The sequence below is a fragment of the Bradyrhizobium sp. 22 genome, from assembly GCF_000482425.1.
In the GTDB taxonomy this organism is placed as follows: domain Bacteria; phylum Pseudomonadota; class Alphaproteobacteria; order Rhizobiales; family Xanthobacteraceae; genus Bradyrhizobium; species Bradyrhizobium japonicum_B.
Genome location: NZ_KI519399.1, coordinates 2,793,397 through 2,814,116, shown reverse-complemented (window position 1 = coordinate 2,814,116; position 20,720 = coordinate 2,793,397). Strand labels below are relative to the sequence as shown.

Below are 20,720 nucleotides of genomic sequence, written 5' to 3'. Positions count from 1 at the left end.
GCTATTCGCTCCGGCTCGCCAGCGCATTGACGGCGGCAACGGTGATCGCCGAGCCGCCGAGGCGGCCCGCGACCGTCAGCGCCGGCGCCGGCGGATCGGCCATCAGCGCCGCCTTGGATTCGGCCGCACCGACGAAGCCGACCGGGCAACCGATGATCGCGGCGGGCCGCGGGCAGTCACGATCCTCCAGCATGTTGAGCAGATGAAACAGCGCCGTCGGCGCATTGCCGATCGCAACGACCGCACCGGCGAGATGCGGCCGCCACAGCTCGAGCGCGGCGGCCGAACGAGTGTTGCGCATCGATTGCGCAAGTGCGGGCACGGTCTCGTCGCCGAGCGTGCAGATGACGGGGTTGGCCGCGGGCAGCCTCGCGCGCGTGATCCCTTCGGAGACCATGCGCGCATCGCACAGGATCGGCGCCCCGTTCTGCAAGGCCGTGCGCGCGGCTATCGCCATGCCTGGCGTGAAGCGGACATGCGACTCCAGACCGACCATGCCGGCGGCGTGGATCATCCGCACCACCACCTGCTCCTCGTCCGGCGTGAAGCGGGCAAGATCCGCTTCAGTGCGGATGGTGGCGAAGGATTGCCGGTAGATCGCCGCGCCGTCGGTCTCGTAAACATGCGGCATCAGTTCTCTCCCACCAGAATGGAGGGGTCGCTGACGATGTCGGCGCCGCTCAGGCCACGCAGCACCGGCTCATCGCGCGTCGAGCCGCCGCGGACGAGATCGAAGCCGGCGCGCGTCGCGACCAGCGTGACCGCGGCCGTGCCGGAATGGGCGCAGCCTTTGCCACAGCCCGAGACGTGCAGCCGCGCATCGGCGGCGATGCGCGGCGCGAGCGCCGCGGCCAGCGCGCGCGTATCGGCATGGGCTTCGCGGCAGCGCGGCGCGCCGCTGCAGGCGATGACGCGCAGTGCAGGATCGAACGGCTCGGTGATGAGACCCGGCGCGCTCGGCATCTCGCGCCTGCCTTCGCTCAGCAGCATCCGCCATGGCGTCATGCGCAGCGCATATCCACTACCGGCGAGGTGATGCAGCGTCGTGTGCAGCATCTGGCCGAACGCGACGCCGACCATCGCGCCTTGCGGATAGTGCCCGGGCCGCGAGGCGACCATCACCGGCGCAGGCTCGGTCTCGCCCCGCAGCGATTGGGGTAATGGCGCACCGGACGCGATGTGCGCCGCCATCCGCCCTCGCCCGCCCTTCGCGCCGCCCGAGATGATGAACCAACTCGCGAGCGCCAGCGCCGTGCCCACGGCCTCGCCGCGCGCGACGGAGCGGCCGAGCCTCGCACCGTCGGCTCGCACCAGCAGACGGCCCGAGCGATCGCGCTCGATGCGGATGTCCGCGGAATCGCCGGCGAGCACCCGCGACCTGCCGTCATCGATGGCGAAGCCGAACTTGGTCGGAAGTGCGAGGCCGCAATCGGCGAGCGCCTCCTCCAGTTCGGCAGCGAGCGACTGCGTTTCGTCGCCGCCGCCCCAGAACGGCGTCACCAGAATGTTGCGCCGGGCTTCGCTCTCAGCGTCGGGATCGAGCAGCCGCAGTCGCGCAAGGCCGTCGAGCAGCGGGCGATGGCTCTCTTCGCTCACGCCCCGGATCTGGAGATTGGCGCGGCTCGTGACGTCGATGAGGCCATTGCCGTGCCGCCCGGCGAGGTCGGCAAGCCCCGTGATCTGTGGGGCTTCGAGGCGCCCGCCGAACGGGCGAACCCGCACCACGAACCCATCGCCCGACAGCATTGGGCGCAGCGCGCCGGGACACCAGCCCTTGATTGCGGAAGCGCTCATGAGGCCTCCCGCAGCGCCGCCGCGATCGAGTTGCGGCGCGTCTGCCACAGCGCCGCATCGTGCAGGCGCGCAAAACAGGTCTCCATCGCGGCAAGCGCCGACGGATTTTCACGGGTCATGAAGGCGCGGACGTCGTCATTGCCGAGCGTCGCATCGAAATAGAGATCGAACAGATGCGGCGGCACGGCGCCGGCAAGATGGGCGAACGCGGCCATGTGCTCCAGCGTCGCGGTGATCTCGGCGGCCCCGCGGAAACCATGGCGCATCATGCCGGCGATCCAGGCCGGGTTGGCGGCACGCGCCCGGACGACGCGGGAAATCTCCTCGGTCAGCGTGCGCGCATGCGGCTGCTCGGGGCGTGTCGTGTCGAGATGATAGAGCGATGGTCCTGCCGCACCGAGATGCGCTGCGGCGGCCGCCACGCCGGCTTCATGCGCGGCATAATCGGCGGCGAGCAGCAGGTCGGTTTCCGGCAAATCCTGGACGTGGACGAAGGCATCGGCAGAGCCAAGCCGCGCCTCGATGCCGGCGCGATCGTACTGCATCTCGCCGGCGGCCGAGAATGCCCAGGACGAGGCCGACAGCCAGGCTTCGCCGGCGGCCTCACGCGTCTCCGGCGTGAACGCGTCGGGGATTGCCGAGAGGCCGACGCCATATTGTCCGGGCCGCGGCGCGAACACGCGCGAGGCGCGGTGGCGATACGGATTCTCCTCGCCCTCGTCCTCGCGCGCGGCGAGCGCCTCGGAAGCGGCCTCGAACAATTGCGCAAGGCCGGAAAAGACGTCGCGGAACAGGCCCGAGACCCGCAGCGTGACGTCGATGCGGGGGCGGCCGAGCTCGGCCGGGGCGATGATGTCATAACCGGTGACGCGGCCGGAGGCGTGATCCCAGCGCGGTGCGAGGCCGGCCAGATGCAGCGCCATCGCGAACTCCTCGCCCGCCGTGCGCATCGTCGCCGAGCCCCAGAGATCGACCACCAGGCCCTTCGGCCAGTCGCCATGATCCTGCAGGTGACGGCGCAGCAGCTCTTCCGCGAGCTTTATCCCTTGCGCATGCGCGGACGGCGTCGGCACCGCGCGCGGATCGACGGCGAAGAGATTGCGCCCGGTCGGCAGCACGTCCTGGCGGCCGCGATAGGGCGAGCCCGACGGGCCCGGCGCGACGCGCTGGCCGCCAAGCGCAGCAAGCAGCGCATCGCGCTCCGCTTCGCCGCACGCGCCGCGGCCGAACACATGGAGGCCGTCGCCGAACTGGCTTTCCTTGAGATCGCAGACGAAGCGATCGATCCGCGGAATCGCCTCGGCCGGCGCGGCCGAGGCATCGAGGCCGAGATCGTCTTCGAGACCGGCCGCACGCGCTTCGTCGCGGATCGCCGCGATCAGCCGCTGGCGGCGTGCGGGATCGAGACCATCGGCGGTCGAATATTCGTCGAGCAGGCGTTCGAGCCGGCGCAGGCCTTCCGGCACCGCGGATTGCGCGAGCGGCGGCGGCAGATGGCCGATCGTGACCGCACCAATGCGGCGCTTGGCCTGCGCGGCTTCGCCGGGATCGTTGACGATGAAGGGATAGATGACGGGCAGATCGCCGATCAGCGCTTCCGGCCAGCACGCAGACGACAGCGCCACGGATTTTCCGGGCAGCCATTCCAGCGTGCCATGCGCGCCCATGTGCACGACGACATCGATCCGCTGCGCACGGAGCCAGAGATAGAACGCGACATAGGCGTGGCGCGGCGTACGGGCGAGATCGTGGTAATCGGCATCGCGCGTGACTGCATCGCCGCGCTCGGGCTGAACCGCGATGATGGAGCGGCCGCACGCGATGGCCGCGAAACGGAACGCGCCATCGCGGCAGCTCGGATCGTGCTCCGGCGCGCCCCAGGCCTGCGCGAGATCGTCTTGCAGGGATTGCGGAAGGCGCGAGAGGGCCGCGCGGTATTCTGCAACGCTCCAGGTGAGCTTTTGCTTCAACAGAGTCTCACCGAGCGCATCAACCCGCGCGACATCGAAACCAGCCTCGGCGAGATCCGACGTCAGGACTTCCACCGAAGCCAGCGCATCGAGCCCGACCGCATGGGCGATCTGATGCGGCCGGCCCGGATAGTTCGAGAGCACGATCGCCAGCCGTTTCTCGGCGGCGGGCTTCTTTGCAAGGCGATGCCAGGCCGCAACGCGCGCGGCGACGGCCTTCACACGCCCCGCATCGGGCGTGTGCGCCAGATGCGAGAACTGCAGATCGGGGTCGCGCATCGCGGCCGACTTGAAGCTCACAACGCCTGCGAACAGCCGGCCGTCGACCTCGGGCAACACCACATGCATCGCGAGATCGCCGGGCGAGAGACCTCGCAGCGACTCTGCCCAATCCTCGCGCCGCGCCGTCGCGAGCGCGACCTGGAACACCGGGCACGAAGCTTGATCGAACGGCGTCGCGCCGTCGTCGCCGATGGCCGAGAATGCCGTCGCGTTGACGATCGCGGCCGGAGGATGTTGCGCGAGATGCGCGCGCAACCAATCGGCGACGCCGGGCGCTTTCAACGAGGTGACAAACGCGCCGTAGGAGTCAAAGCCCCTCTCGCGCAGCGCCGCGATCAGCGCATCAACCGGGGCCGTGTCGGCAGCGGTGAGATAGGAGCGATAGAACGTCACCAGCGCGAGCGGCCTGCCCGCACTCGAGGCCGGCGCAGCAATGACGCCGCGCGCGGGATCGTAGAAGCCCATTTCCGGCACCGTCAGCTCGCCGGTAACGGGCCCCGCATAAAGTCCCGAGGCCAGCGCGAGCTGTGCGATCGCCGCTTGCGCGGCGACCGGACCGCCGGTGTCGCAGAGCACCTTGAGCCGGCGCAGCGTCGACACCGGCAAGGTCGAGTAGGAATCGAGCCGCGCGTCATCGCGGCCGTCGGCCGGCAGCACGGCGAGCGCGATGTTGCGGTCCTTCGCAAGCTGTTGGAGCGCAGCGAGCCCGTATTGCCAATAGGATTCGCCGCCGATCAGCCTCACCAGAATGCCGCGCGCCTGCGACAGCGTCTTCTCGATATAGGTGTCGACCGAGAGCGGATGACGCAGCTCCGCGAGATTGGCGAGCCGCAGCGACGGCAGACTGTTCCGGCCACGGCGCCAGCCGGCCGCGAACGCCGCAAGGTCGGAATCCGAATACGAGAGCACCACAAGATCGGCCGGATCCTGGCCGATGTCTCTGGGCGTCGCGGTCTCCTCCAGACCGCGGCTCTCGCGGAAGACGACGTGCATCAGATACCAAGTCCTGACCTGATCGCGGCCTCATCGATATCGCCGTGCTCGCCGATCACGACGAGCTTGGACTGCCTCAGGCCTGCGCCCCAGGGCTTGTCGAACTGGTGACGCACGCGCTCGCCCACGGCCTGAAGCAAGAGACGCATCGGCTTGCCCGCGACCGCGATATAGCCTTTGGCGCGCAGCACGTTCTGCTCGCGCGCCAGGCGCTGCACGGAGGCAACCAGCGCATCGACGTCGGCGACCTCAGGAAGGTCGATCACGACGGAAGCAAAATCATCGTGCTCGTGCTCCTCCTCGCCGTCATGATGCGAGGGGCGCGCGGCGAGATCGTTCTCCGCGGCAGCGCCGAGACCGAGGATGACGCGGGCGTCGATCGCGCCGTCGGTGATGGGCAGCATCGGCACGCGGCGCGGCATCTCGGCAATGATCGCGGCCTTGGCGGCTTCGATCCCGGCGCTGCCGGCGAGATCCGCCTTGGTCAGCAGCACGATGTCGGCGCAGGCGATCTGGTCCTCGAACACTTCCGACAGCGGCGTCTCGTGGTCGAGATTGTCGTCCGCCGCGCGCTGCGCCTCGACGGCGTCAGGATCTGGCGCGAAGCGGCCCGCCGCCACGGCCTCGGCATCAGCGAGCGCGATCACGCCGTCGACCGTGATGCGCGAGCGGATCTCTGGCCAGTCGAACGCCTTCAGCAGCGGCTTTGGCAGCGCCAGGCCCGAGGTCTCGATCAGGATGTGATCGGGCCGCACCGGCCGCGCCAGCAATTGCTCCATGGTCGGAATGAAATCGTCGGCGACGGTGCAGCAGATGCAGCCATTGGCGAGTTCGACGATGTTCTCTTCCGGACAGTTCGCATCGGCGCACGACTTCAATATCTCGCCATCGACGCCCTCGCTGCCGAACTCGTTGACGAGCACCGCGAGCTTCCGGCCGTCGGGGTTTGCGAGCAGATGCTGGATCAGCGTCGTCTTGCCGGAGCCGAGGAAACCGGTGACCACCGTGACCGGAACTTTTGCGAGCGAGCTCATTCGGCGGCCTCCGGCACGATTGCGATGGGGGGAATGCGGGCAAGCGACTGCTTGCGGAAGATTTCGGGGCGGCTGCGCCAGGGCACGAGGCCATCAGGCGCGGCCGCGTAGGCCGCAGCGCCCGCAGCGACGTCCTGCGCGTTCGCCTCCGACAGGCGGCCATAGACATAGGACCAGCGGCCGGGCGCGCTCAGCGCGACGGAACAACCTTGGCTGCACGCCGACAGGCATTCGACGGGAACCACATTGACGCCGTCGGGCACGCCGGCCTCGAGGATCGCACCGTGCAGGCGCTTGCCGGGCGTGATCTCGCCCTCGCCAAGCGTCTGGCCGGCGCGGCAGGTGATGCAGACATGAAGTGTGACGGTCATCGCCTCTTCCAGATAACAGCGGGAGGCGATGAGGCACACGGACCATTCGTCAGAAGGCCCGTTTCCCCGTCGCGGAACACCCCGTCCGCCGGTCCAAAACTCGTCCGCGCTGGCAGGTCTCCCGGCTTGCGGAGCAGGGTTTTGCCCTTCGATCCCCGCCTTCCCGATTCCCTGGGGAATCAGTGGCTTTGGGCATCTCTCCGGTCACGGTCGCGGGGGCGGCTGCATTTTGGATCCAAATCTTGCCGATTCGGACCCTATCGCATTCCCTCTTCGCCTGTCATAGGACAGGAACCAACGCCGGGCCACCATTTGCCGGTGGCCGCCTCTTGTCAAGCCGAAGGACCGGATCCAATGACGCCTGAACCGGACACCCAAACACCTGAGGAAACCGACGCCAGGCACGCCCAGAAAATGGCGAAGAAGAAGGCCGCCCGCGACAAGATCATGGCGACCAAGAGCGGCGAAAAGGGCCTCATCATCGTTCATACCGGCGCCGGCAAGGGCAAGTCGTCCTCCGCCTTCGGCATGATCGTGCGCTGCGTCGCCCATGGCTTCCCCTGCGCGGTCGTGCAGTTCATCAAGGGCGCCTGGGACACCGGCGAGCGCCGCCTGCTCACCGGCCATTTCGGCGAGCTCTGCCAGTTCCACGCCATGGGCGAAGGCTTCACCTGGGAGACGCAGGACCGCGCCCGCGACATCGCCGCTGCGCGCGCCGGCTGGGAGAAGGCCAAGGAACTGATATCAGATGAAAGCTTGCGCATGGTCGTGCTCGACGAGATCAACATCGCGCTGCGTTACGACTATCTCGACATCGCCGAGGTGGTCGACTTCCTGACCACCTCGAAGCCGCCGCTGACGCATGTCGTGCTCACCGGACGCAACGCCAAGGACGAGCTGATCGAGATCGCCGATCTCGTCACCGAGATGACGCTGGTCAAGCATCCCTTCCGCTCCGGCATCAAGGCGCAGGCCGGCGTCGAGTTCTGATCCCGATGGCACGTGCGCTGATGATCCAGGGGGCCGGCTCGGACGTGGGCAAATCGCTCATCGTGGCCGGCCTTGCGCGCGCCTTCACCCGGCGGGACCTGCGCGTGCTCCCCTTCAAGCCGCAGAACATGTCGAACAACGCGGCCGTCACGATCGATGGCGGCGAGATCGGACGCGCGCAGGCGCTGCAGGCGCTCGCCGCCGGCGTGGAGCCGCACACCGACATGAACCCGGTGCTGCTGAAGCCCGAGACCGATATCGGCGCGCAGGTCATCGTTCACGGCAAGCGCATCGCGACAATGCGCGCGCGCGACTATGCCGCGATGAAGCCGTCATTGATGAGCGCGGTGCTGGAGAGTTTCGAGCGGCTGAAGGCGCGCGCCGACCTCGTGCTGGTCGAAGGCGCCGGCAGTCCGGCCGAAGTCAACCTGCGCAAGGCCGACATCGCCAATATGGGTTTTGCCCGCAAGGCAGACGTGCCCGTCGTGCTGGTCGGCGACATCGACCGCGGCGGCGTCATCGCGCAGCTCGTCGGCATCAAGACGGTGATCGACCCCGAGGATGCCGCGATAATCCAGGGCTTCGTCATCAACAAATTCCGCGGCGATCCCACCCTGTTCGACGATGGCTACCGGCTGATCGAACACAAGACCGCCTGGCCCGGCTTCGGCGTGCTGCCCTGGTTTGCCCGCGCCGGCGAGTTGCCGGCCGAGGACGCGCTCGGCCTGAGCGATGCGCGCAAGCCCGGCCAATGCAAGATCGCGTGCCTGGCGCTGTCGCGCATCGCCAATTTCGACGATCTCGATCCGCTGAAGCTGGAGCCAGGCGTCGATCTCGTGATGGTGCGCCCAGGTGAAGCGATTCCGGGCGACGTCCGCCTCGTCATCATCCCCGGCTCGAAATCCACCCGCGGCGATCTCGCCTTCCTGCGCGCGCAGGGCTGGGACATCGACCTGCTCGCGCATCATCGCCGCGGCGGCCACGTGCTCGGCCTCTGCGGCGGATATCAGATGCTGGGGCGCAGCGTTGCCGACCCTGATGGCATCGAGGGCCCCGCAGGCGATACGCCCGGACTTGGGCTGCTGGATGTCGAGACGGTGATGAGCCCGCAGAAGACGCTGACGCGTGTCGCGGCCGTGCATGCCGCCACAAAGCAGACGATCCAGGCTTACGAAATCCACATCGGACGCACCGACGGACCGGATCGCATCCGCCCCTTCGCAAAGCTGAACGGCGAGCCCGAGGGCGCGATCTCGCGCGACGGCCGCGTGCAGGGCAGCTATCTGCACGGCCTGTTCACGTCGGATGATTTCCGCAAGGCGTACCTGGCAGGGCTCGACATTCCCGCCGGCAACCAGCCCTATATGGGCCGGGTCGAAAGCGCGCTCGAGGCGCTCGCCGATCACATCGAGAAACATCTCGACGTCGCAGGCCTGCTCGCGCTAGCGCGCTAGCACTTCGGCGAGGCGTGTCCATTCGGCTTCGCTGCCGGGAAGCCCGAGGCGCAGCCATGTCGGCTCGCGCACAAACACGCGCGACCAGATATGGCCATGAGCCAGCTTTTCCTGCGCAGCCAGCGCGTCAGGAGTCCGGTAAAGACGAAACAGCGGTGTGCCGCCGACCGGGGTCCAGGCTTGCGCGCGCGCCATCTCGTCGAGGCGGACGCAGTCGTGCGCAAGCCGCGCGGATGTGGCCCCGGCCCAGGCATCGTCGCGCAAGGCGCGGCAGCCGATCGCGATTGCTGCGCCCGAGACCGGCCACGGGCCCGAGAGCTCAGCGAGTCTGGCGATGTCGGCGGCATTGCCGACGGCAAAGCCCAGCCGCAGGCCGGCAAGCCCGTAGAATTTCCCGAACGAGCGCAGGACCAGCAGCCCCGGCCGATCCGCTTCGGGCGCAAGCGACAGCAGCGGAACGGCGTCGGCAAAGCTCTCGTCGATCACGAGGCGGCCGACGCGCGGCAGCAATGCCAACAAATCCTTCGGCGCATGATTCCGGCCGTCGGGATTGTTGGGATTGACGACGACGGCGAGGTCCGCACCGGCCAGCGCGTCGAGCTCACCGGTCTCCTGCACATCCCAGCCCGCGGCCGACAGCACGCCTGCATATTCATTATAGGTCGGCGCGAGGATACGCGCGCGGCCGGGCGGCGCGAGCTGCGGCAGCAATTGAATGGCGGCCTGCGCGCCGCCAAGCGCGACGATCGGCGCGTTGGTGCGATAGGCGTGCCGCGCGGCCTGATGCAGCGCCTCGATCTCGGCACGCGAGGGCAGCGAGCTCCACGCACGCGCGCTCAGCTCGCCCACGGGATAAGGCAACCGGTTGATGCCGGTCGACAAGTCGATCCAGTCCTCGGCGCGTCCGCCAAAACGCTTTTGGGCTTGATCGAGATTTCCGCCGTGCTCGCGCATGCCCCGTTCTTTCACGCGAAGGCCAGGATCGCAAGCACGCCGGCGAGCAGCAGCATGGCACGGCGATACACCGTCAGTCCCTCGCCGATATCCGCGGCAAGCGGATCGCGCGCGCCCTCGTTGAGCCAGGGTTCGTTCGTGATGCTGCCGTGATAGATGCGCGGACCGCTGAGCCGTACGCCGAGTGCACCGGCCATCGCCGCTTCGGGCCAGCCGGCATTCGGCGAGCGGTGACGGCGCGCATCGCGCGTCATGCATGACAGCGCCTCGGACCGCCTCGGCGCCAGCAGCACGAACAGGAATCCGGTCAGCCGCGCCGGGATGAAATTGGCGACATCGTCGATGCGCGCCGCGGCCCAGCCAAAGGCTTCGTGCCGCTCGCTGCGATGGCCGATCATGGAGTCCAGCGTATTGATGGCCTTGTAGCCCAGAATGCCGGGAAGGCCGAACAGCGCGCCCCAGAACACCGGGGCGACGATACCGTCGGAGGTGTTCTCGGCAAGACTCTCGATCGCCGCACGCGCGATGCCGGCCTCGTCGAGCGCCGCGGGATCGCGGCCGACGATCCGCGAGACCGCCGCGCGGGCGCCGGCGATATCGCCGGCCAGCAACGGGGTCGCGACCGCAGCGACGTGATCATGCAGCGAACGCAGCGCGACCAGCGGCCAGGCCAGGATGCCGACCAGCACGCTCTCGATCCAACCTTTGGGGAGCAAGGATTGAATCATCCAGCCGATCACGACGGAGACTGCAATCACCAGGAGCGCTCCGGCGATGCCGGCCGCACGGCGCAGCGCCGGGGCATCGGAGGCGCGATTCCAGCCGCGATCAATGGCCGCAATCACCTGCCCCAGCCAGGTCACGGGATGACCGATCCGCGCGAACAGCCATGTCGGCCAGCCCAGGAAGGCATCCACCGCCATCGCCGCTACCATCGCGCCCGCAAAGCCCAATCCCGCCTCCTGTCCCGCCCCTGTTGCGCAAAGCAAGGCGCGAGCGCAAGCCCCTTCGCGCCTGATTTCGGCTTTGTCTTTGACCGCGTTTGATGATTAGTCAGGCCCGAAGGAGACCTTGATGACCGTCATCTTGATCACCGGCGGAGCGCGATCCGGCAAGAGCAAGCGCGCGGAAATGCGCACGCGCGCCTTTCCCGGGCAGCCCGTCTATGTCGCAACGGCCGAGCCGCTCGACACCGAGATGGAAGCGCGCATCGCCAAGCATCGCGCGCGCCGCGGAACCGACTGGATCGAGCGCGAGGTCCCGCTCGATCTCGTGTCCGCGCTGGTCGCAAGCGATGGCGGCGGCGCGCGGCTGGTCGATTGCCTGACGCTGTGGCTCTCCAATCTGATGCATGCGACGCGCGACTGGGAGCACGAGGTGACCGAGCTCGCCAGCACCCTGCCCCGTCTGAAGAGCCCCGTCGTCCTCGTCACCAACGAAGTCGGCCTCGGCATCGTGCCCGACAACGCGCTGGCGCGCAGTTTTCGCGATGCTGCCGGGAACATGAACCAGATGATCGCGGCTGCCGCCGATGAAGTCGAATTCGTCGTCGCCGGCCTTCCCATGAAACTGAAATGATGCCGCGCGCCGATCTTCTCAAAGACATCGTCGCCGATCTCAGGGTGGCGGCATCGTTCGTGACGATCCTCCCCGTGGCATCGTCGAAGCCGGCACCTGACGGCGCAATCGCGCGCGCGACCTGGGCGCTTCCCGTCGCGGGAGTGCTGGTCGGCCTCGCCGGCGCTTTCGTCTACAAGGGCGCCATGTGGTTCGGGCTGACGCCGAGCCTTGCTGCCCTGCTCGCTCTGGTTACGACCGCCCTCGTCACCGGCGCGCTGCACGAAGACGGTCTTGCAGATACCGCCGACGGGCTCGGCGGCGGCCGCACGCGCGAGCGCAAGCTGGAGATCATGCGCGACAGCCGCATCGGCACCTACGGCGTCTGCGCGCTGATCCTCTCATTCGGCCTGCGCTGGAGCGCGCTCGCGACCATCGCCGATCCGGTTGCCGTCGCACTCGCGCTTTGCGCCGCGCATGCTGTTGCCCGCGCCGGCGTCCCGGCCTTCATGGCCCTGGTCCCGCCCGCCCGGCCGGACGGTCTGTCGGCAAGCGCCGGCGCGCCGCCGGGCCGGAGCACCGCCCTCGCCATTGCCATCGGAATGCTCGCGCTCGTCCTGGCTTTGGGGCCGGGCAAGGCGCTGGTCGGCCTCATCCTGCTGTCGCTCGCCGGATTGATGCTGGCGCGGCTTGCGATCCGCCAGATCGGCGGGCAGACCGGCGACATCCTCGGCGCGTTCGAGCAGCTGGGCGAGACCATCATCCTGCTGGTCGCCGCTTCCTTCCAGATCGGAGGCTGACCTCATGGTCGAATTCGACGACAGCTTCCGCCGGCAATTGCGCGAGCTGTTCGTGTGGCGCCGCGACGTGCGCCGCTTTCGCACCGATCCGCTGCCGGACGGCGCCATGGACCGCCTGATCGAGACCGCCTGCCTCTCGCCCTCGGTCGGCCTCAGCCAGCCCTGGCGCTTCGTCATCGTCGACGATGCCGCGCGCCGCCGCGCCGTGATCGACGATTTCAGGGCGTGCAACGCCGATGCGCTGAGCTGCTATTCCGGCGAGCGCGCCGCGCGCTATGCCACGCTGAAACTGTCGGGCCTCGAGCAGGCGCCCGGACATCTTGCGGTGTTCGCCGACAAGACCGGCGACATCGGCCACGGTCTCGGCCGCGCCACCATGCCGGAGACCACGGAATATTCCGTGGTGGCCGCCATCACCGCGATGTGGCTCGCCGCGCGCGCGGAAGGCATTGGCCTCGGCTGGGTGTCGATCCTCAATCCGGATCGCGTGCACGCCATCCTCGACGTGCCAGATGGCTGGAAGTTCATCGCCTATCTCTGCATCGGCTATCCGGAAGCCCAATGCGACCAGCCCGAGCTGGAGCAGGCGAAATGGGAGTATCGGCGCGGAGCGGATGAGCTTACGCTGCGGCGTTAGCCCGCCGGACGATGCTCCGTCGTCGCGAGCGCAGCGACTTGTCCCGCCGAAGCCTTGGCGAAGCCGGAAGCAATCATAGGGCGTTACAAGACGCCGTCGAGGGGACTAAGTTCGAAACAGCTGCTCTCGGGCCGCGTACGAATACGGTATTGGGCTGCCAAACGCTGCGAATGAACATTCACAAGGGCATTCTTTGATCAATTGTGGACACCGGCCGTTCGCGCTAAGCATCCGGACTGGGGCCAGCCAGCATGCAAAGAACTCCATGACCGAACGGCCTTCCGCGCTCGCGGTCGATCGCCGCGGCTTCATTCGTCTTGCGGGAGCAACCGCCGCGGGATGGATCGCGCTCGGCGCAACGTCGGACCGCATGCGGATCGTCGCTTCGTTGACCGCATTGCCGCTCGACGACGAGCTGACGAGGCGGAGCATGATCGACAGCGCGACCTCTCGCCTCGGCAATCTCATCGTCGGCCTGAGGCAGCGCGGCTGGGTCGAAGGCGTCAATTTCCGCCTCGAGCTGCGCTCGAGCTTCGGCGCACCGGACAGGCTGAAGGCGGCCGTTCAGGAACTGCTCGAGCTCAAGCCGGACGTGATCCTGACGGGATCGACGATCGAAACCGCGGCGGTCCTTGCCGCCACGAAAACCGTTCCGGTCGTCTTTGCGACCGCCAACGATCCGGTCGGCAACGGCTTCGTCCAGAGCCTTGCGCATCCCGGCGGCAACGTCACCGGCTTCACCAGCAGCACGGCCGAGATGGGCGGCAAATGGCTGCAGCTGATCCGGGAAGCCGTTCCTGACATTGCGCGCGTCGGCATCCTGTTCAACCCGGCGACCACGCCTCGCGGCGGGCGCTTCTTCCTCGATTCGATCGAGCAGGAGGCGATGCAGTCCGGAGTGTCCGCTGTCCCCGCTCCCGTCAACGCGCCGGCGGAGATCGACGAAGCCGTCAGGCGTTTCTCCGAACCGCCCAAGGCTGCGATGATCGCGCTGGTCGACAGCTTCCTTGTCGTCAACCGCCAGGCCGTCGTTACAGCGACGGCCAAGCATCGCGTGCCCGCGATCTATCCGTTCCACTACTTCATGGATGCCGGCGGGCTGATGAGCTACGGGCCGACGCTGGAAGTGCGCTCGGCCGACTATGTCGACCTCATCCTGCGCGGCACCAAGGCAGGCGATCTTCCGGTGCAGTCGCCGCGTAAATACGAGCTCCTGATCAACCGCACGGTTGCCCGCTCGCTGGGATTGACCATTCCGTTCACGCTGCTCGCGCGCGCCGACGAGATCCGCGAGTGAACGGGACGGGCGACCAGGGAGACTTGCGGACGCCTCCCGGACGGCTGTTCCGCAAATATCTCTACTCGATCCTCGCCCTCGCCTTTGCCGCGCTCGCCATCAACACCGGCTTCGACGTCTGGTTCTCCTATCGCGAGCAGAAGCAGCTTCTGGCGGCAACCCAGCGCGAGCAGGCAGCGTCCGCCGCGATCCAGATCGGCCAGTTCGTCGGCCAGATCGAGAGCCAGATCAGATGGCTCTCGCGCCTGCCGCCGGAGCTGTCGACCAACGAGGACGAGCGCCTCGACGCCATCCGTCTCCTCCGCCTCTCGCCGGCGATCGCGGAAATCGCCGAGCTCGACTCGCAAGGGCTGGAGCAGGTGCGCGTGTCCCGCCGTGTCGCCGACCGGATCGGCAGCAAGGCCGATCTGTCGGCCTCGCCCGCCTTCCGCGGCGCCAACGAAAGCCGCGCCTATTACGGGCCGGTCTATTTCTTCGCCGACACCGAGCCGTTCATGACGCTCGCCACGCGCGGCACCGGCCGCCATCCGAACGTGATCGTCGCCGAGGTCAATCTGCGTTTCATCTGGGACCTCGTCACCGGGATCAGGGTCGGCAACACCGGCAAGGCCTATGTGGTCGACCGCATGGGAGTCCTGATCGCCCATCCCGATCTGTGGCGGGCACTGCAGCGCAGCGATCTGTCCGGCCATGCGGACGTGCGCGCCGCGCTCGACGGCGTCGGGCCGCCCTCGGGCGGGTTGGTCAAGGAGGATCTGACCGGCCAGCGCGTGCTATCGACCTATGCGACGGTGCCCTCGCTCGGCTGGCTGGTGTTCGTCGAGCTGCCGCTCAGCGAAGCCTATGCGCCGATCTATGCATCGATCGGCCGTTCGACCTTTCTCCTCGCCGTCCTGCTGGTGGGTGCGGTGCTGGTCTCGTTCTTCCTCAGCCGGCGCATGACCGGGCCGATCCAGCTGCTGACGCAGGGCGCGCGGCGGATCGGCAGCGGCGACCTCGGTCTGCGGCTCGCGATCAGAACCGGCGACGAGCTGGAAGCGCTCGGCGACCAGTTCAACCGGATGGCGGCGCACTTGCGCGAGTCCTACGCGACGCTCGAGCGCAAGGTGATCGAGCGCACCTCCGAGCTGGAGAAGGCGCGCGATCACGCCCTCGCCGAGCACGATTCCGCCGAGCGTGCGCGCAGCGCGGCGGTGGCGGCCAACGAGACCAAGTCGCGCTTCCTCGCCGTCGTCAGCCACGAGCTGCGCACGCCGCTGAACGGCGTCATAGGCGTGCTGCAACTGCTCGACGACGGCAGCCTCGGCGAGGCGCAGCGGCGCCACCTTGCGACCGCGGCCGCGTCGGGCGAGACGCTGATCGCCCTGGTCGACACCATCCTCGAATATGCGCGCCTGGAGGCCAGTGCGGAGACGCTGGAGCCGCGCAATTTCCGCCTCGACCAGCTGATCGAGACCGCCGCCGAATTGATGCGTCCGCAGGCCCTCGGCAAAGGACTGACCTTCGATCTCGCCTGCGATGCGTCGGTCCACGCCTCGGTGCATGGCGATCCCGTCCGGCTCAATCGCATCCTGCTCAACCTGATCGGCAACGCCGTCAAGTTCACGCCGTCGGGCGGGATCGCCGTGGCCGCAGCCGCCGAGCGGCACGACGATCACGTCCTGCTGCGTATCACCGTTCGCGATACCGGCATCGGCATCGCGCCCGACATGCACGAGCGAATCTTCGAGGATTTCGTCCAGGCCGACGACAGCATCGCGCGGCGGTTCGGCGGCACGGGCCTCGGCCTTGCGATCGCGCGGCGCCTCGTCCGCCTGATGCGCGGCCAGTTGACGGTTGCGAGCACGCCGGGCGCGGGCAGCACGTTCAGCTTCGAGGTGCCGCTGGGCCTGGCCGCAAGCGGCATCGCGCAAGGCGTGCTGCCGCCGCCGTCGCGGCTGCGCCGCGTGCTGCTGGTCGACGATGATCCCGTCAATTGCGAGGTCGGGGAAGCGATCCTGAAGCGGCTCGGCCATCACCCCACGATCGCCAGGAACGGCGCATCGGCCGTCGCGCTCGCTCGCGATCGTCCGTTCGACGTCATCCTGATGGATCTGCACATGCCCGACATGGATGGCGTCGAAGCTGCGACCCGGATCGGCGCGCTCGATCTGCCAGACATCCCGCGTATCATCGCCGTGACGGCGGACGTATCGTCCGGCGCGCGCGAGCGGCTCGCGGACGCCGGCATCGTCCGGATCATCGGCAAGCCGATCCTGATCGGCGCGTTGCGCGAGGCGATCGAGGACGATCCGGAAGCCGAGCCGGCCGCCGCGCAGCTCGCCACGGGCGCCTTGATCCACCGGCATTTTCTCGACGACCAGCGGGAGCTGCTGGGCCCGACCCAGATCGCAAAGCTGCACCATCTGCTGCAAGCAACCAGCGACAGGCTCATCGCCGACATCGTCAGCGCCGCGGCGGCCGGCGATCACAAGCAGCTGGCGCGTTCCGCGCACCAGCTCGGCAGCGCCGCCAGCGCGCTCGGCCTCGTCCGCCTGTCCGAACGCTGCCGCGAGGTCGAGCTGGCGGCGCCCTCGTTGTCTCCTGCCGAATGCGAAGATGCCGCGCGCTGGCTCGCAGCGCTTCGGGAGGCCTCGATGGGCGCGCTGGAGGAATTGCTACGGCCGGAAGAGCAGCGCACTGTCGGCTGAACATCGCCTTCGACACGCCATGCACAAAATTGAACTCGACGCGAGCAGCTGGAAAGCCGCTCGAGATTTTCGACGCGCGCTCAAGGTCGCGATTGGAGCGCCGGAATGGCACGGCGACATCTTGGGAGCATTTCTCGATTCGATGTTCGGCGGCGGGATGAATGGTCTCGAGCCGCCCTATGTGATCAAGATCGCAAACTCGGTCGCGCTGGCGCCCGAGCTGACACAGACGCTTCACGAGTTTGCGTTGGCGATAGCGGAACACGATTCGCGCAGGCATGTGCGCATCGGCGCGGACGTGGACATTCGGATCGTGATTGAAAGCTGATATGCGCAAGTCCACAGATATCCGCCTCAACGCGCCTGCACGCCCTCGTCCTCGCGGCCGAACCGCTCAACCAGGAAGTCGATGAAGAGCCGCACCTTCACCGACAGGTGCCGCGTCGGCGGGTACACCGCATAGAGCGCGAGCGGCGGCGCGGCATAATCGTCCAGCACGGTTCGCAGCTCGCCCCTCTTCAACGCATCGGCAGCGATGAACTCCGGCAGCAGCGCCAGCCCCCTGCCCTTGATCGCGACGTCACGCAGCACCTCGGCGTTGTTGACGCAGAGCGACCAGGCCGGCTGGATCCAGTGGTCGCCGTCGCGGCCCGTGAGCTTCCACTGATTGCCGGTCAGCAGGAAGCCGTAGGTCAGCGAATTATGCTCGCGCAGATCCTGCGGATGTTTTGGCGTGCCGTGCCGCGCCAGATAGTCCGGCGAGGCGCAGATCATGCGCGCCACCGGCATGATCTTTCGCGCGATCAGGCTCGACGATTCCAATTCCGCGATCCGCAAGGTCACGTCGAAGCCGTCCTGGACCGGATCGAGCAGATCGTCGCTGAGCACGATCTGCAGCTGCAGCTCCGGATATCGCGCCATGAAATCGGCGAGCACCGGACCGAGCCGCATGGTGCCGAACGACATCGGCGCGTTGACGCGCAGCAGCCCGCGCGGCGCCGACTGCGCCTGCGTCACCGCCTGGTCGGCCGCCTCGACCTCCGAGAGGATGACGAGCGCGCGCTCGAAATAGCGCTTGCCGTTCTCGGTCGGGCTGGCGTGCCGCGTGGTCCGGATCAGCAACTGGACGCCGAGGCTTTCCTCGAGGTCGGCGATGTACTTGCTGATCGCCGAGCGCGACAGCCGCAGCTGCCGGCCGGCTTCCGCGAAGCTGCCGCTTTCCACCACCTTCACGAAGGCCCGGAGGCTGCCGAGCTTATCCAAGGGCCGCCTTTGCCGATTGTTTCCAAATCGTAGACATAGCCGTCATATTTGCATGGATTGTCTCCAATCCAAAGCGGAACAATATTTCCGGCCAGAGCAAGACGCTCCCCCGAACTCAGGAGGACGACCATGTCTGGACTGCACCATGTCACTGCGATCGCCGGCGACCCCATCCGCAATTTTGGCTTCTACACGCGGGATCTGGGCCTGCGCTTCGTCAAGAAGACGGTCAATTTCGACGATCCCGGCACCTATCACTTCTATTATGGCGATGAGACCGGCCGCCCCGGCACCATCCTGACCTTCTTCCCCTGGGCCGGCGTTTCGCCCGGACGCCGCGGCGTCGGCGAGACCCATCAGACCGCCTTCCGCGTGCCGCAGCGCTCGCTCGGCTACTGGACCCAGCGCTTCACCGAGAAGGGCATTGCCTATGAGGCGCTGGAGAAGCGCTTCGGCGAGTCCGTGCTGCCGTTCACCGACCCCGACGGCATGGCGCTCGCGCTGGTCGGCATTCCCGGCGCCGAAGGCGAGCCCGGCTGGAGCAATGGCGACGTGCCGGCCGAGCATGCGATCCGCGGCTTCCACGGCGTGACCTTGCTGCTCGACAGCGCGGCGAAGACCGCCGCCGTCCTCACCGACGTGTTCGGCTTCAAGGAGACCGGCCGCGAGGGCTCGGTGATCCGCTTCAAGGCCGCGGGCGATGCCGAAGGCAGCATCGTCGACATCTACGAGGCCAAGGGATTCTTGCGCGGGCATCAGGGCGGCGGGTCGGTGCATCACATCGCGTTCCGCGCGGCTGACGATGCGGAGCAAGGCCGGATGGCGCAAAAGCTCGTGAGCAATCACGGCCTGCATCCGACCGAGCAGAGGGACCGCAACTACTTCCGCTCGATCTACTTCCGCGAGCCCGGCGGCGTGCTGTTCGAGATCGCGACCAACATCCCCGGCTTCGCCGTCGACGAGCCCGTCGCGACGCTGGGGCGCGACCTCAAGCTGCCTGCATTCCTCGAGCAGCACCGCAAGCAGATCGAGGGCGTGCTGCCGAGCCTGGAAGAGACCGTGTCATGACCGAGAGCGCCTTCATCCATCGCTTCGAGCCCGCCACCCGCGCGGGCTCCCCTCCGCTGCTGCTGCTGCACGGCACCGGCGGTGACGAGAACGACCTGCTCGGGCTCGGCAAGATGATCTCGCCCGGCTCGGCCCTGCTGTCGCCGCGCGGCCGCGTGCTCGAGCACGGCATGCCGCGCTTCTTCCGCCGCCTCGCGGAAGGCGTGTTCGACGAGGACGACGTGCGCCGCCGCGCGCATGAGCTCGGCGACTTCGTGAGCGAAGCGCGGCAGCGCCACGGCATCGCCGCGCCTGTCGCAGTCGGCTTCTCCAACGGCGCCAACATCGCCGCCGCGCTGTTGTTGCTGGAGCCTGAAGTGCTTGCCGGCGCGATCCTGCTGCGCGCAATGGTGCCGCTGTCTGATCCGCCAACGGCGGATCTCGCCGGAAAGCCGATCCTGCTGCTGTCCGGTCAGGGCGACCCGATCGTGCCGGCCGACAATTCGGCCAGGCTTGCGGCCCTGCTCTCGCAAGCTGGCGCGAGCGTGACCCACAGGATCCTGCCGGCGGGCCATCAATTGTCGCAAGCGGACGTGACGCTCGCGCGCGACTGGATCGGCAATGTCGCGGCGAAAGCCGCATGAGAGAGAGGTGGCGCATCGTTTTCCGAACGATGCGCCGCCGCCTTCACTCAGATGGAGAATCGAGTTACCGGGCGTCGGCGATGTCAGGTCCAGACGACGGCATCTTCGCGTTGGCTGCCAAGGACCGGTTCGACGGCGATGCCGGGTCCGGCAACCGGAAAGCGGCGTCGGACGGCACGCCCTGGGATGGTCGACGCGCAGCACTCGTCGGAAGCACGATCACTTTCGCGCCGATCTTCACCCGCTCATAGAGGTCGACGACATCCTCATTGGTGAGCCGGATACAGCCGGACGAAACCCGCTTCCCGATCGTATCGGGCTTGTTGGTGCCGTGAATTCTGTATTCGGTGTCGCCCAGATACATCGCCCGGGCGCCGAGCGGGTTGCCGGGGCCACCTGCCATGAACCGCGGCAGATAAGGCTGACGGGTGACCATCTCCGCGGGCGGATGCCAATCCGGCCATTCTGCCTTGCGGGCCACGGTCTGCTCACCGGACCATGTGAAACCTTCGCGGCCGACACCGATGCCGTAGCGCATCGCTTGCGTGTCGTTCAGGACGAAATAGAGAAACGTGTTCTTGGTATCGATGATCACGGTGCCCGGCGCCTGGCGGCTCGCATAGTCAACCACCTGCCGGACAAAAGCGCCGGGGCCGTCAGCAGCTTTTGGAGGCTCGACCAGAGGCGCCGGTGCCGGAATCGGAGCCGGAGGCGGCGCCGATGCATGAACCGGAGGTGCCACGTAGACCGGGGATGACGATGCCTGGGCCTGCGGCGCGGACGGCTTCCGTGCCGGTTGCACGCTCGCCGGGCGAGACAGCAAGCCGTAGCCCAATGTAGCCACGGCCACGGCGCCAATTGCAACTCTGGCGGCCATCGGTATCGCGAGCGTCTCCGCCTTCCTGCGTTTGGCTCGCTTGCTCATATGCTTCCCCAGGTCACC

At 67.7% G+C, this 20,720-nt stretch carries 19 protein-coding genes and 1 riboswitch; of the genes, 10 read left to right on the top strand and 9 right to left on the bottom strand.

Translation table 11 applies throughout. The features are described 5' to 3' along the window. Position 1 precedes the first annotated feature (1 nt). The 5 genes from K410_RS0114520 to K410_RS0114500 are packed head-to-tail and all read right to left on the bottom strand — an operon-like array spanning position 2 to position 6,444. Positions 2–631 carry a precorrin-8X methylmutase gene (locus K410_RS0114520; RefSeq protein WP_028135557.1) on the bottom strand — a complete coding sequence of 210 codons (630 nt, stop codon included), beginning with the start codon at positions 629–631 and terminating at the stop codon, positions 2–4. Beyond that, a complete protein-coding gene (gene cobG / locus K410_RS0114515) occupies positions 631–1,794 on the bottom strand; it encodes a precorrin-3B synthase (protein ID WP_028135556.1) in 1,164 nt (387 codons plus the stop codon). Before cobG ends, K410_RS0114520 begins: the two co-directional genes overlap by 1 nt. Next, a complete protein-coding gene (gene cobN / locus K410_RS0114510) occupies positions 1,791–5,039 on the bottom strand; it encodes a cobaltochelatase subunit CobN (protein WP_028135555.1) in 3,249 nt (1,082 codons plus the stop codon). The genes cobG and cobN overlap by 4 nt, the downstream gene beginning before the upstream one ends. Further along, entirely contained in the window at positions 5,039–6,073 is a 1,035-nt protein-coding gene (cobW, locus tag K410_RS0114505) for a cobalamin biosynthesis protein CobW (protein WP_028135554.1), read from the bottom strand. The genes cobN and cobW overlap by 1 nt, the downstream gene beginning before the upstream one ends. Next, positions 6,070–6,444, bottom strand: a complete 375-nt coding sequence (locus K410_RS0114500) for a DUF1636 family protein (protein WP_028135553.1) — start codon at positions 6,442–6,444, stop codon at positions 6,070–6,072. The genes cobW and K410_RS0114500 overlap by 4 nt, the downstream gene beginning before the upstream one ends. 94 nt (positions 6,445–6,538) lie before the next feature. Next, positions 6,539–6,758, bottom strand: a riboswitch (cobalamin riboswitch). A gap of 40 nt (positions 6,759–6,798) precedes the next feature. Here K410_RS0114500 and cobO point away from each other — a divergent pair. Both cobO and K410_RS0114490 read left to right on the top strand, forming a co-directional pair. Further along, a complete protein-coding gene (gene cobO, locus K410_RS0114495) occupies positions 6,799–7,434 on the top strand; it encodes a cob(I)yrinic acid a,c-diamide adenosyltransferase (RefSeq protein ID WP_028135552.1) in 636 nt (211 codons plus the stop codon). Positions 7,435–7,439: 5 nt separating this feature from the next. After that, on the top strand, positions 7,440–8,888 hold the full coding sequence (locus tag K410_RS0114490; RefSeq protein ID WP_028135551.1) for a cobyric acid synthase: 1,449 nt from the start codon (positions 7,440–7,442) through the stop codon (positions 8,886–8,888). Here the strand turns inward: K410_RS0114490 and cobD are convergent. Next, positions 8,877–9,842, bottom strand: a complete 966-nt coding sequence (cobD, locus tag K410_RS0114485) for a threonine-phosphate decarboxylase CobD (protein WP_028135550.1) — start codon at positions 9,840–9,842, stop codon at positions 8,877–8,879. The genes K410_RS0114490 and cobD overlap by 12 nt on opposite strands. Before the next feature lie 11 nt (positions 9,843–9,853). Then, positions 9,854–10,795: an adenosylcobinamide-phosphate synthase CbiB gene (cbiB, locus tag K410_RS0114480; protein WP_028135549.1), complete on the bottom strand. Its 942-nt coding sequence runs from the start codon at positions 10,793–10,795 to the stop codon at positions 9,854–9,856. A 121-nt stretch (positions 10,796–10,916) separates the two neighbouring features. On the opposite strand from cbiB, the gene cobU reads away from it, so the two are divergent. From cobU to K410_RS0114450, 6 genes are all read left to right on the top strand, one after another. Continuing rightward, entirely contained in the window at positions 10,917–11,420 is a 504-nt protein-coding gene (cobU, locus tag K410_RS0114475) for a bifunctional adenosylcobinamide kinase/adenosylcobinamide-phosphate guanylyltransferase (RefSeq protein ID WP_028135548.1), read from the top strand. After that, entirely contained in the window at positions 11,417–12,199 is a 783-nt protein-coding gene (gene cobS / locus K410_RS0114470; RefSeq protein WP_028135547.1) for an adenosylcobinamide-GDP ribazoletransferase, read from the top strand. The genes cobU and cobS overlap by 4 nt, the downstream gene beginning before the upstream one ends. A gap of 4 nt (positions 12,200–12,203) precedes the next feature. After that, positions 12,204–12,836 carry a 5,6-dimethylbenzimidazole synthase gene (bluB, locus tag K410_RS0114465; RefSeq protein WP_028135546.1) on the top strand — a complete coding sequence of 211 codons (633 nt, stop codon included), beginning with the start codon at positions 12,204–12,206 and terminating at the stop codon, positions 12,834–12,836. A 265-nt stretch (positions 12,837–13,101) separates the two neighbouring features. Next, positions 13,102–14,133, top strand: coding sequence for an ABC transporter substrate-binding protein (locus K410_RS0114460; protein ID WP_028135545.1), 1,032 nt, complete (start codon positions 13,102–13,104; stop codon positions 14,131–14,133). Continuing rightward, the gene (locus tag K410_RS0114455) at positions 14,130–16,823 is read left to right on the top strand and encodes a hybrid sensor histidine kinase/response regulator (protein WP_028135544.1); all 2,694 of its coding nucleotides are present in this window, start codon (positions 14,130–14,132) and stop codon (positions 16,821–16,823) included. Before K410_RS0114460 ends, K410_RS0114455 begins: the two co-directional genes overlap by 4 nt. Positions 16,824–16,842: 19 nt before the next feature. Beyond that, positions 16,843–17,151: a barstar family protein gene (locus K410_RS0114450; RefSeq protein ID WP_028135543.1), complete on the top strand. Its 309-nt coding sequence runs from the start codon at positions 16,843–16,845 to the stop codon at positions 17,149–17,151. 26 nt (positions 17,152–17,177) lie between these two features. On the opposite strand, the gene K410_RS0114445 is transcribed toward K410_RS0114450, so the two are convergent. Continuing rightward, positions 17,178–18,086: a LysR family transcriptional regulator gene (locus K410_RS0114445; protein ID WP_028135542.1), complete on the bottom strand. Its 909-nt coding sequence runs from the start codon at positions 18,084–18,086 to the stop codon at positions 17,178–17,180. 129 nt (positions 18,087–18,215) lie between these two features. Here K410_RS0114445 and K410_RS0114440 point away from each other — a divergent pair, with 129 nt between their 5' ends. Both K410_RS0114440 and K410_RS0114435 read left to right on the top strand, forming a co-directional pair. Continuing rightward, a complete protein-coding gene (locus K410_RS0114440; RefSeq protein WP_028135541.1) occupies positions 18,216–19,154 on the top strand; it encodes a ring-cleaving dioxygenase in 939 nt (312 codons plus the stop codon). Further along, on the top strand, positions 19,151–19,777 hold the full coding sequence (locus tag K410_RS0114435) for an alpha/beta hydrolase (protein ID WP_028135540.1): 627 nt from the start codon (positions 19,151–19,153) through the stop codon (positions 19,775–19,777). Before K410_RS0114440 ends, K410_RS0114435 begins: the two co-directional genes overlap by 4 nt. A 64-nt stretch (positions 19,778–19,841) precedes the next feature. On the opposite strand, the gene K410_RS0114430 is transcribed toward K410_RS0114435, so the two are convergent. Next, complete coding sequence (locus tag K410_RS0114430) at positions 19,842–20,702, bottom strand: L,D-transpeptidase (RefSeq protein ID WP_049820043.1); 861 nt, start codon at positions 20,700–20,702, stop codon at positions 19,842–19,844. Positions 20,703–20,720 lie beyond the last annotated feature (18 nt).